The organism is Aeromonas simiae (assembly GCF_000820125.1).
GTDB lineage: Bacteria > Pseudomonadota > Gammaproteobacteria > Enterobacterales > Aeromonadaceae > Aeromonas > Aeromonas simiae.
This window is the reverse complement of sequence record NZ_CDBY01000021.1, coordinates 1-11,971: the sequence shown is the minus strand read 5'-3', so window position 1 is coordinate 11,971 and position 11,971 is coordinate 1. Positions and strand designations below refer to the sequence as shown.

The 11,971-nt window shown below is 66.2% G+C and carries 10 protein-coding genes; 4 read left to right on the top strand and 6 right to left on the bottom strand.

Going from position 1 to position 11,971, the window contains the following annotated elements:
• The first annotated feature begins 88 nt into the window (after positions 1-88).
• Complete coding sequence (tilS, locus tag BN1134_RS02670; RefSeq protein WP_084214687.1) at positions 89-1,402, top strand: tRNA lysidine(34) synthetase TilS; 1,314 nt, start codon at positions 89-91, stop codon at positions 1,400-1,402.
• Here the strand turns inward: tilS and BN1134_RS02665 are convergent.
• From BN1134_RS02665 to bioA, 6 genes are all read right to left on the bottom strand, one after another.
• Positions 1,399-2,250 carry a GGDEF domain-containing protein gene (locus BN1134_RS02665; RefSeq protein ID WP_042045144.1) on the bottom strand — a complete coding sequence of 284 codons (852 nt, stop codon included), beginning with the start codon at positions 2,248-2,250 and terminating at the stop codon, positions 1,399-1,401. The genes tilS and BN1134_RS02665 overlap by 4 nt on opposite strands.
• Positions 2,251-2,442: 192 nt before the next feature.
• Positions 2,443-3,576 carry a patatin-like phospholipase family protein gene (locus BN1134_RS02660; RefSeq protein ID WP_042045092.1) on the bottom strand — a complete coding sequence of 378 codons (1,134 nt, stop codon included), beginning with the start codon at positions 3,574-3,576 and terminating at the stop codon, positions 2,443-2,445.
• Between the two features lie 81 nt (positions 3,577-3,657).
• Positions 3,658-5,001 (bottom strand): anaerobic C4-dicarboxylate transporter, encoded by a 1,344-nt coding sequence (locus BN1134_RS02655; protein ID WP_042045091.1) that lies wholly within the window; start codon positions 4,999-5,001, stop codon positions 3,658-3,660.
• A 224-nt stretch (positions 5,002-5,225) separates the two neighbouring features.
• On the bottom strand, positions 5,226-6,626 hold the full coding sequence (gene asnS / locus BN1134_RS02650) for an asparagine--tRNA ligase (protein ID WP_042045090.1): 1,401 nt from the start codon (positions 6,624-6,626) through the stop codon (positions 5,226-5,228).
• 148 nt (positions 6,627-6,774) lie between these two features.
• On the bottom strand, positions 6,775-7,611 hold the full coding sequence (locus BN1134_RS02645) for a HAMP domain-containing protein (RefSeq protein WP_042045143.1): 837 nt from the start codon (positions 7,609-7,611) through the stop codon (positions 6,775-6,777).
• Between the two features lie 86 nt (positions 7,612-7,697).
• On the bottom strand, positions 7,698-8,969 hold the full coding sequence (gene bioA / locus BN1134_RS02640) for an adenosylmethionine--8-amino-7-oxononanoate transaminase (protein ID WP_042045089.1): 1,272 nt from the start codon (positions 8,967-8,969) through the stop codon (positions 7,698-7,700).
• 112 nt (positions 8,970-9,081) lie between these two features.
• Between bioA and bioB the strand changes: the two genes are divergently transcribed.
• The 3 genes from bioB to BN1134_RS02625 all read left to right on the top strand — a co-directional run.
• Positions 9,082-10,143 (top strand): biotin synthase BioB, encoded by a 1,062-nt coding sequence (gene bioB, locus BN1134_RS02635; protein ID WP_042045088.1) that lies wholly within the window; start codon positions 9,082-9,084, stop codon positions 10,141-10,143.
• Positions 10,143-11,303 (top strand): 8-amino-7-oxononanoate synthase, encoded by a 1,161-nt coding sequence (bioF, locus tag BN1134_RS02630; protein ID WP_042045087.1) that lies wholly within the window; start codon positions 10,143-10,145, stop codon positions 11,301-11,303. The genes bioB and bioF overlap by 1 nt, the downstream gene beginning before the upstream one ends.
• Positions 11,296-11,971, top strand: a 676-nt coding sequence (locus tag BN1134_RS02625) for a methyltransferase domain-containing protein (RefSeq protein WP_042045086.1), incomplete at its 3' end; no start/stop codon positions are given. The genes bioF and BN1134_RS02625, both read left to right, overlap by 8 nt.

Genomic DNA, 11,971 nt, shown 5'->3' with positions numbered 1-11,971 from the left:
CCTTGCCACTGTAACAGTGCGCCATCCCCTTGATAAGCCTCACTTGGTGTTATCATGGCCGGCGCTTGTATCTGCTGATGGACTCCCTATGACCCAGCCTTCTCCCGCCGCCACGGCGCTGCATGCCGCCCTGGCCGAGGATACGCTAGCCCCGCTGCGCCTGGCGCTGAGCGGCGGCCTCGACTCCTGCCTGTTGCTGCACCTGCTGGCGGCCGAGCCTGACTGGCGTCGCCGCCTCGAGGCCGTGCATGTCCACCACGGACTGAGCCCCCATGCCGATGAGTGGGCCGCCTTTTGCGTGGCGCAGGGGGCGGCGCTGGGGGTGCCGGTGCGGGTGGAGCGGGTGCAGCTTTGCCCCGGCAATGGCGAGAGCCTGGAGGCGCAGGCGCGCCGTGCCCGTTATGAGGTGCTGGCCCGCCACCTGCCGCCGGGCGGGGTGCTGCTCACCGCCCATCATGGCGACGATCAGCTCGAGACCCTGCTGCTGGCCATCAAGCGCGGCAGCGGGGTGCGCGGGCTGGCCGGCATGGGGGCTCGCCAGCCCTTCGCCGGCGGGGTGCTGGTGCGCCCCTTGCTCGGGTTTGCCCGCGCCGAGCTGGCCGCGCAGGCCGGCGTGCTGGGGCTTACCTGGGTGGAAGATGAGAGCAACGGCGACGAGCGCTTCGATCGCAACTTCGTGCGCCAGCAGCTCGCCCCACCGCTGCGCGCGCGCTGGCCGGCGATCTTGCAGACCGCCGCGCGCAGCATGAGCCTGTGCGCCGAGGCCGCCGAGCTGCTCGACGAGCTGGCCCAAAGCGATCTGGCGGCCATCGGGGAGGGGGAGCGGCTGCCGGTGGCGCCGCTTAACGCGCTCTCGCCTGCGCGCCGCGCCAACGTACTGCGCCACTGGCTGCGAGAGCGCGGGGCCACTCCCCCTTCCCGCGAGCAGTTGACCCTGCTGTGGCAGGAGGTGGCGCAAGCTCGCGCCGATGCCAATCCCAGCCTGTGCTGGGATCTGTGGAGCTGCCGTCGTCATCAGGGGGCGCTGGTGGTGCTGCCGCGTGATGAGCCGGCCGCCCCCCTGTCATGGGAGGCCGAGCTGGAGGTGGGGCAGTGGCTGACCCTGCCGGCCGGGCTGGGCCGGTTGCGGCTGGTGCCCTCGCCGGCAGGGCCGCTGCGCGCGCCGCAAGGGGGGGAGCGGCTCTTACTGCGCTTTACGGTGGCGCCGGGCTGCCGATTGCACCCTATCGGGCGCGCCGGCAGCCGGCGGCTCAAGAAACTGTGGCAGGAGTACGGCGTGCCCTCGTGGCAGCGCGGCAGGGTGCCGCTGCTCCATTACGACGAGACCCCGGCGGCGGCGCTCGGGGTCTTTGTCTGCGAGGGATTTGCCGGCACGGCGCTCGGCTGGGAGTGGCAGCGCTAGGGACGCAGGCTCTTGCCCCGGTAGAGGTCGGCGTCGGCCAGCTCATAGAGCTGGTACACGCTCATGCCACTTTGCCAGCTGGCCGCCCCCAGGCTGCACCCGACGCCAAACGAGAGCAGCTCCTGATGGCTGCGCAGCTGATCGCACAGGCGCTGCTGCACCGGCTGCCAGGCCAGCGCCTCGGCCGGTTGCAAGATCAGGGCAAACTCGTCACCGCCGAGGCGAAACGCCTGATCGGTGGTGCGGATCACCTCGCGCAGCAACTGGGCAAAGCGCGCCAGCACCAGATCGCCGACCGGGTGGCCCCAGGTGTCGTTGATGAGCTTGAAGCGATCGAGATCGACCAGAACCAGCACCAGGCCGTGGTGCTCGCGGCAGTTTTGCTCCACGGCGCGGCCGATGGCCTCGTCGAAGTGGGCGCGGTTGCCAAGGCCGGTGAGGTGATCGAGGCGCACCTGTGACTGCAACTGCTCCAGGCGCAGCATCAGACGCAGCGGCATGCTGAGCAGCTGGTGATATTGCTGTAGCGCCCGCTGCTGGGTATGGCTGAGCGGTAGCTCAAGGCCGTAGTGCAGCAGACCGAGCAGGCAGTGGTTATCGTCGCGCAGCTCGAAGCTGCAATGATGGGGCGCCCCCTCACCGTTGACGATGTGGCGCGGCTGGCCACAGTCGATGAGCAGGCTGTGCAGGCGGACAATTCTTGCCACTCGGCTGGCAAAGGTTGTCAGCAGCTCATGCAGGCTGCCTTGGGCCAGCAGCAACTCTAGCAATTGCAACTGCTCGCTGCTGTCGAGGGTGCTCGCCCTTTCTGTCTGTCTCGACCACTGTTCCGCTCCTTGTCCCCACATGCCAAACGCGATGGTGTTTTCCACGCCGACTCCTCACTACGCATCGAATCACTGCCAGGCGGGGTGGGGGAAGCAATAGTCATACCTATTTATGAACAATGTGTGACCGTTTAGCGTTGGTTTATACAATGCGTTGATTAGACAGGATAAATAAAAGAAACACCGCCCGAAGGCGGCCTGGTTGCTGCCGCTTCAGCGGCGAGGGGCGGGGACTAGGTCGAGAAAGTGCCGGATACTTGACTGCTTGTCCCAGGTGTCTTGGTAGCCGAGCTGGATCAGGTTTTGACAGTACTCGGGCACGAACATCAGGAAGCTGGCCAGGGTGCTCGGCTCATCCCCCTTGACGCCGAGCACCCGCAGCAGCCGGCGCAGATGGCGCGGCAGGTGGGGGAGGTGGGGCAGTGCCAGCTGGTCGAGATCCTGGCTTGGCCCCAGCACGCAGGGCTCGATGAGGCGCAGGTTGAGGCGTTCGCGCTCGCGCGGCGCCAGTTGGGTCAGGGTGGCGTTGATGCGGGCAAGCCGCTCCAGATCCGAGTTGAGGGTGTCGCTGAACACGGTGTTGAGCAGATGGCTGGCGATCTGTGAGCTGGTGATGGCGTGGGGAGCGCTCCCCATGTCGTGGCGGGCATCCAGGGTGATCGCCAGGATGTGCTCGGCCCCCAGATGGATGGCCGGGCTGAGTGGGCTGAGCTGCTGGATCGAGCCGTCGCCGAAGTCGTGATCGTCGATGCGCTGGGGGGCGAACACGAACGGCAGCGCCGACGAGGCGAGCAGGTGCTCGGTGGTGATCAGGGTCGGGATGCCGCGGCGGCGGGCCCGCTGCCAGGCGTGCCGGTTGGGGCGCCCCTGGAAGAAAGTGGTCGACAGCCCGCTGCGGTAGTCGGAGGCGGTGATGGCCAGCGCCTCCAGATTGCCATAGAGCAGTTGCTCGTCTATCCGGTCGTAGTTGATGAGCTGATCGAGCAGGCGCTTGAGCGGCTCCTGGGAGAAGAGGTGAAACGCCGGGTTGGGGGTGGCGCTGATGAGGCCGGCCGATCCCTCGAACAGCAGGCGGCGCAGCAGCTGCCCCGGCTGGAAACGAAAGATGTGGTGGGTCTCGCAGCGGCGCCACACCCACTCGAGCTTGCGCACCCCGAGTTGGAAGTGGGAGGCGTAGCAGGCGAGGGCGGTGGCGTTGAGGGCGCCGGCCGAGGTACCGCACAGGATGGGAAAGGGGATCCCCGCCTGGCGGGGGTAGAGTTCGGCGATCGCCTTGAGCACGCCAACCTGGTAGGCGGCGCGGGCGCCGCCACCGGTCAGCAACAGGGCTGTGCTGGGTTTTGACATGGCCCCTCCACGGGTTGCCTTTTCCTCACTATAACGCGTTGTTTTGTGGTGAGAAATGGGCAGAGGGGCCGGTTTTTTCGGTTACAGCAGCGTGGTGGTCAGCAGGTAGCCCACCGTACTGGCCACGCTCACCCCGATGAGGCCGGGAATGATGAAGCTGTGGTTGAGAATGTACTTGCCGATGCGGGTGGTGCCGGAGCGGTCGAAGCCGATGCAGGCGAGATCGCTCGGGTAGGTCGGCAGAATGAAGTAGCCGTAGCTGGCCGGCAGGAAGGCGATCAGCAGCTTGGGATCGACCCCCAGCGCCAGCCCCATGGGGGCGATGGCGGTGAGTGCCGCCGCCTGGCTGTTGACCAGCTTGGAGATGAGAAACAGCACCAGGGCGTAGGTCCATGGCTGGGCCTGCACCACGTGGGAGAGCGCCTCTTTGAGCTCGCTCATGTGGCTGTTGAAGAAGGTGTCGCTCATCCAGGCCACGCCAAACACCGAGAAGATGGCGACCATGCCGGCCTTGAACACCGGGCCGTTGGATATCTCGCCCGGTTTGACCTTGCAGCTCATCAGGATCACGGCGCCGGCGATCAGCATCATCATCTGGATCACCAGGTTCATGGAGAGAGGCCCGGTCTTGCCCCCCATCTCAAACACCGGGCGCAGCGAGGCATCGGCCCCCAGCACCACCACGGCGGCGATGGCGGCGAAGAAGATCCAGGTCGACCAGTAGGCCTCTTTCGGGAAGCGGGTGCCGAGCAGGGTCTCGCTGCCGCCATAGATGAAGGCGCGTTGCTGCGGATCTTGCAGCTTGGCCTGGAACTCCTGGTCCTTATCGAGATCCTTGCCGCGGCGCAGGCTCCACAGGGCGGCGGTCAGCACGCCGCACAGGGAGGCGGGCACCGACACCATCAGGATCTCGAGCAGGCTGTAGGCGTGGCCCACGCCAGCCTTGGCGGCCAGGATAGAGACCAGCGAGACCACGGCCACCGACACCGGCGAGGCGCAGATGGCCATCTGGGAGGCGACCGAGGCCACCGCCATCGGCCGCTCCGGGCGGATGTTCTTTTGCAGCGCGATGTCGGCGATGATGGGGAACATGGTGTAGACCACGTGGCCGGTGCCGCACAAGAAGGTCAGCGTCCAGGTGGTGAGGGGGGCCAATACCGTGATGTACTGCGGATGGCGGCGCAGCAGGCGTTCGGCCACCTGCATCATCAGGTTGAGACCGCCGGCGGTCTGCAAGGTGGCGGCGCAGCCGATCACAGCGAGGATGGTGAGCATGACCTGCACCGGTGGCTCACCCGGGGTGAGGCCGAAGATAAAGCTCAATATAAACAGACCGATGCCGCTGATAAGGCCCAGCCCCATACCGCCAAAACGGGTGCCGAGCAGCAGACAGCCGAGCACCACTAAAAACTCCATCAGGATCATTCCCTGTTACCTCCATCAGTTGAAACAGCGCCGCCCGTGGCCGGCGCACACTCCATCGTGCCTTGTCATGTTAGCCCTAAAGGGTTAGGTGGATTATCGGGGGTGGCGGCGGGCGAAAAATTGCGGCATCTCAAGGTGCGCCAATAACAACTTAAAAACTGCGAGATCAGGGGAAATGCAAAAGGCCGCCCCGGAGGGCGGCCTTTGAGGTCATGTCGGTGTGCTTAGAACTCGGCGGTGCGCGGAGTACGCGGGAAGGGGATCACGTCGCGCACGTTGCCCATGCCGGTCACATAGACCACCAGGCGCTCGAAGCCGAGGCCAAAGCCGGAGTGGGGCACGGTGCCGTAGCGACGCAGGTCGCGATACCACCAGTAGTCCTCTTTCTTCAGGCCCATCTCCTCGAGACGCTGATCCAGCACGTCGAGACGCTCTTCACGCTGGGAGCCGCCGATGATCTCGCCGATCCCAGGAGCCAGCACGTCCATGGCGGCGACGGTCTTGCCGTCGTCGTTCAGGCGCATGTAGAAGGCCTTGATGTCCTTGGGGTAGTTCTTCACCACCACGGGGGCCTTGAAGTGCTCCTCGGCCAGATAGCGCTCGTGCTCGGAGGAGAGATCGATGCCCCAAGAGACCGGGAACTCGAAGGTCTTGCCGCAGTTTTCCAGGATGGTGATGGCATCGGTGTAGTCGATCTGGGCAAAGTCAGAGGCGACGAAACGCTCGAGGCGGGAGATGGCCTCCTTGTCGACGTGCTGGGCGAAGAACTCCAGATCGTCGCGGCGCTCGGTCAGTACGGCGTTGAAGACGTACTTCAGCATGGCTTCGGCCAGGGCGGCGTTATCTTCCAGATCGTTGAACGCCACTTCCGGCTCGACCATCCAGAACTCGGCCAGATGGCGGCTGGTGTTGGAGTTTTCGGCGCGGAAGGTGGGGCCAAAGGTGTAGACCTTGGAGAGGGCGCAGGCATAGGTTTCGGCGTTGAGCTGGCCGGAGACGGTCAGGAACGCCTCTTTGCCGAAGAAGTCCTCGGCGTAGTCCACCTTGCCGGCATCGGTGCGCGGCAGGTTTTCCATGTCCAGGGTCGAGACGCGGAACATCTCGCCGGCGCCTTCGGTATCGGAGGCGGTGATGAGCGGTGTGGCCACCCAGATGAAGCCCTGCTCGTGGAAGAAGCGGTGGATGGCCTGGGCCAGGCTGTTGCGCACCCGGGTCACGGCGCCGATCAGGTTGGTGCGGGCGCGCAGGTGGGCGTGCTCACGCAGGTATTCGATGCTGTGGCGCTTGGCGGACATGGGATAGGTGTCCGGATCTTCGACCCAGCCGACTACCTTGACCTCGGTGGCTTGCAGTTCGAAGGACTGGCCGCTGCCCTGAGACTCGGACACGGTGCCGGTCACTTCGACGGAGCAGGCGGTGGTCAGATGCAGCACGTCGCTCTCGTAATTGGCCAGGGTATTGGGCACGACCGCCTGCACCGGGTGGAAGCAGGAGCCGTCGGATACGGCCAGAAACGAGATCCCCGCCTTGGAATCGCGGCGAGTCCGGATCCACCCCTTGACGGTCAGGGTGGTGCCGACCGCAAATTTGCCGGTCAGCACATCAACTACGGATGCGTGCGTCATCGAAATAAAGTCTCCAACTGGTGCTTGCACAGTTTTTCTTGCAATAAAAAAGAGGGCGGCGCAAGGCCGACCGAATGCCACATCTTACCCGCGCCGGCTTGATAAACAAGCAAAAGATGGCGCGTTGGGCTGGGTGGCAAGGGCGCTTTTAGCCCCGTTTGGGGTCCGCTGCGGCGCTCATGGTTCGGCTGGGTGCGCCCGGTTCGGATGGCCGTGGCGCGAGCCGTCGCTCCATGCTGTCGAGCATCTGGTTGTAGGCGGCGGCCACCCGGCCAATCTCATCTTCTTCTTCTATCTCGAGGCGTCGGCCGGGGAGCGGGGCATCGGTGGCCTCTTCCATGGCGCGGGTGAGCTGACCGAGCGGGTTGACCACCCAGGTACGCAGCACCCAGAGGGTGAGCAGCAGGCCGGCGCCGAACAGGGCGGTGAGTGCCAAGGTGGAGCCGAGGATGCTGCGCTCGACCTGGGCGAACAGGGCGTCGAGGTCGTACTCAAAGCGCACCGCACCGAGCACGGTTCCCTCTTCGACTTGATGGCAACTGGTGCAGTCGGTGCCGCGATAAGCCTTGCTGGCGCGCAGGGGCAGGGTGGCAATCAGCCGGCTGCTGGCCCCCTCCTGGATCACCTCCAGACTCCCCTTGCCCTCGAGGGCGAGGCGGTCAAAGTCATCCTGCACCGTCTCTTCTGCCCGCCCCGGCCCGTATTGGCGGGTGAGGGCGGTGCCCCGCACGATACGGGCATCCTTGACGTGGCTATGGCGCTTGAACTTCTCGCGCAGGGTGTCGCGCGCCGCCATCTGGCCGGTCAGCATCAGCATGTTGAGGCTGTCGAAGTAGGCTTCGGTCTGCTCCTGGCTCTGATCCTTGATGAGGCTGAGGATGAGATCGCGCTCGCGCACCGCCTGGTAGCAGGCCGAGAAGACCAGCACCATGGAGAAGATGAAGAGCAAGAAGAAGTTGAGTTTGGCGGCGATAGAGAGGCGCATGGGCAGTGTGATGGGGCGGGTCAATAAACCGCCCCACTCTACGCTTCTTTTTCACATGGGTCTGATGGCTGGGTCACAAAGCGGCGTCAGCGCCAGCTCCCCTCTTCCAGCACGGTGGCGATGGCTCGGGTCAATACCGTCAGCTCCTGTGCGGTGATGACAAACGGCGGCATCAGGTAGACCAGCTTGCCAAACGGGCGGATCCAGGCGCCGAGCTCGACGAAACGGCGCTGGATGGCGGCCACATTGACCGGCTGATGCAGCTCGACCACCCCGATGGCGCCGAGCACCCGCACATCGGCCACCGCCGCATGGCGCGTGAGCGGCAATAGCTCATCGCGCAGCTGCGCCTCGATCCGTTGGACCCGCTCCTGCCAGGGGGAGGCCAGCAGCAGATCGATGGAGGCGCAGGCGATGGCGCAGGCGAGCGGGTTACCCATGAAGGTGGGGCCGTGCATAAAGACCCCGGCTTTTCCTTCACAGATGGTGGTGGCCACCGGTTCGGTGGTCAGCGTCGCCGACAAGGTGAGGTAGCCCCCGGTGAGCGCCTTGCCCAGACAGAGGATGTCGGGGCGGATGCCGGCCCAGTCACAGGCGAACAGTTGGCCGGTGCGGCCAAAACCGGTGGCGATCTCGTCGGCAATCAGCAGCACCCCGAACTCGTCGCACAGGGCGCGCACCCATTGCAGGTAGCGGGGGTGGTAGAAGCGCATGCCGCCGGCCCCCTGCACTATGGGTTCGAGCACGATGGCGGCGATGTCCTCGTGGTGATCCGCCAGCAGGGTGGCAAGTTCCACCACGCACTGCTCGTCCCACTGGTCGTGGAAGCGGCAGCTGGGGGCTGGGACGAAATGGTGCTCGGGCAGGAACCCCTTGTAGAGCTCATGCATGCCGCCATCCGGGTCGCACACGCTCATGGCGCCGAAGGTGTCGCCGTGATAGCCGTTGCGCAGGCTGACAAACTTGGCCCTTGGCGTTCCCTTGGCGTGCCAGTACTGCTGGGCCATCTTGAGCGCCACCTCCACCGCCACCGAGCCGGAATCGGCGAGAAACACCCGATCCAGCCCCGCCGGGGTGATCTCGACCAGCTTCTGGCACAGTTGGATGGCCGGTTGGTGGGTGATGCCGCCGAACATGACGTGGGCCATGCGCCCGAGTTGATCGCGCGCGGCCGCATCGAGCTCGGGCACCTGGTAGCCGTGAATGCAGGCCCACCACGAGCTCATGCCATCGACCAGCTGGCGGCCATCGGCCAGGGTGAGGTGCACGCCGCTCGCCTCGCTCACTTCGTAACAGGGCAGGGGGCGGGTGAGGGAGGTGTAGGGGTGCCAGATGTGGTGTAGGTCAAAATCGCTCACAAAATAATCCAATGTCAATGTGGTGCAACTGGTTGGTGTTGACAGGATATCGGCAATCCCTACACTGGCCAACCATTAACGGCCCGCGAGCCTTCACAACGAGAAGCACTGCATGAGCACCGAACCGCGCCACGACTGGACCCTGACCGAGGTACAGTCCCTCTTAGCCCTTCCGTTCAACGATCTGCTGTTTCGCGCCCAGAGCGTGCACCGCGCCCATTTCGACCCGAACGAGGTGCAGGTGAGCACTCTGCTCTCCATCAAGACCGGCGCCTGCCCGGAGGATTGCAAGTACTGCCCCCAGAGCGCCCGCTACCAGACCGGCCTCGAGGCGGAGCGGCTGATGGAGGTGGAAAAAGTGCTCGAGCGGGCCCGCGAGGCGCGCCAGAACGGCTCGTCGCGTTTTTGCATGGGCGCCGCCTGGCGCAACCCCAAGGAGCGCGACATGCCCTACCTCATCCAGATGATCGAGGGGGTGCGCGCCATGGGGATGGAGACCTGCATGACCCTCGGCATGCTCAGCGCCGAGCAGGCCGGTCGGCTGGCCGAGGCGGGGCTCGACTACTACAACCACAACCTCGACACCTCGCCGGAGTTTTACGGTGACATCATCACCACCCGCACCTATCAGGATCGGCTCGATACCCTGGCGCATGTGCGCAGTGCCGGCATGAAGGTGTGCAGCGGCGGCATCGTCGGCATGGGCGAGCAGCCCAGCGATCGGGCGGGGCTTCTGATGGCGCTGGCCAACCTGCCGCGCCACCCGGAGAGCGTGCCCATCAACATGCTGGTCAAGGTCAAGGGGACGCCGCTCGAAGACGAGGCGAACCTCGATCCGTTCGAGTTCGTGCGCACCATCGCCGTGGCGCGCATCATGATGCCCTACTCCCACGTGCGCCTCTCGGCCGGCCGGGAAAAGATGAACGATCAGCTGCAAGCCCTCTGCTTCATGGCCGGCGCCAACTCGATCTTCTATGGCTGCAAGTTGCTCACCACGCCGAACCCGGACGAGAGCAGCGACATGCAGCTGTTCCAGCGCCTCGGCATCCGCCCCGCCCAGTGTGCCCAGAAGCCCGACGCGGTGCAGGAGGAGGAGCTGACCGCCACCCTGGCGCGTCAGGCGGCGACCCAGCCAGCGCCAGAGGATCTCTTCTACGACGCCACGGCTCGCTGATGGGCTCCCCGTTTCATCTCGCCGACGCGCTCGATGCCCGGCGCGAGGCGGCGCTGCTGCGCACCCGCACCGCGGTGCGCCATGAAGGGGCGCACCTACACGTGGCCGGGCGCGACTATCTGCACTTTGCCGGCAACGACTACCTGGGGCTGGCGCGCGAGCCATTGCTGGGCGCGGCGTTTGCCGAGGGGCTCACCCGCTTTGGCGCCGGCAGCGGTGCCTCGCCGCTGGTCACCGGCTACCACGAGGCGCACCAGCGCCTTGAAAAGAGCCTGTGCGACTGGCTCGGGGTCGAGGCGGCGCTGCTGTTTAACTGCGGCTTTTCTGCCAATCAGGCGGTGCTCAACGCCTTGCTCGGCAAGGGGCACCGCCTGTGGCAAGACCGGCTCAACCACGCCTCCTTGCAAGAGGCCGGCAGCCAGCTCCCCTGCACCATGCAGCGCTTCGGTCACAACGACATGCAGGCGCTGGCGCGCCAGCTCGAGCCCGGCGCCGGCCTCATCGTCTCGGAAGGGGTGTTCAGCATGGACGGGGATCTCGGCGACTGGCCGGCCCTGTGCGATCTGGCCGCACAGAGCGGCAACTGGCTGATGATCGACGACGCCCACGGTCTCGGCGTGCTGGGGCCGGAGGGACGTGGCACCCTGGCTGCGCTCGGCATAGGGCCAGAGCGGGTGCACATTCACATGGGCACCTTTGGCAAGGCGCTCGGGGTGGCCGGGGCCTTTGTGGCCGGTAGCCGCGAGCTGGTGGAGTATTTGACCAACTTCGCCCGCACCTATGTCTACAGCACCCATATGCCGCCGGCCCAGGCCCACGCCATCACGGCGGCGATTGATCTGGTGCGTGCCGGCGAGGCGCGGCGCACCCATTTGCACGGGCTCATCGCGCGCTTTCGCGCCGGGGCGCAGGAGCAGGGCTGGCGGCTTGGTAGTAGCCACACCCCGATCCAGCCGCTGCTGGTGGGGGAGAGCGAGGCGGCGCTGCATCTGGCGGCGCGGCTGCGCGAGCGCGGCATCTGGGTCACGGCGATCCGCCCGCCCACCGTGCCGGCCGGCACGGCGCGCCTGCGCATCACCTTAAGTGCCGCCCACCGCGAGGCGGACGTCGATGCTCTGCTGGCGGCGCTGGCCGAGTGCCGGGAGGTGCGCCATGGGTGAGCAGCCCCCGTTCCAGCGGGTCGACAAGGCCCAGTTGGCCCGCCGCTTCGGGGCGGCGGCCCGGCGCTACGACGCCCACGCCGCCTTTCAGCGCGAGGTGGGGCAGGCGCTGCTCGGCTGGTTGCCGGCGCACAGCGATCACCTACTCGATCTCGGCTGCGGTACCGGCCACTTCCTGCCCATGCTGGCAGCGCGCAGCCATCGCCTCACGGCGCTCGATCTCTCGCCCGGCATGCTGGACGAGGCCCGCCGGCGTGGCAGTGGCGCCTCGCTCTTATGCGGCGACGCCGAGGCGCTGCCGCTGCCCGGCGGCCAGTTCGATACGCTGTTCTCCAGCCTGGCGTTGCAGTGGTGCGAGCGCCCCGAGCGCGCCTTTGCCGAGGCGGGCCGGGTGCTCAAACCCGGCGGCCGGCTGTTTTTCTCGACCCTGCTGGCCGGCTCCTTGCACGAGCTGCGTGCGGCCTGGCAGGCGGTGGACGGCGCGGCGCACGTGAACCGCTTCCTCGAGCGGGCGGCGCTCGAGCGCGCCCTGCTGGCCGGCGGGCTCGTCATCGAGCGCCTCGAGGTGCACCCCTGGCAGCTGCGCTATGGGGCGGTCGAAGGGTTGCTGCGCGATCTCAAGGGGATCGGCGCCAGCCAGGTCAATGAGGCGCCGATCCCCTTGAGAT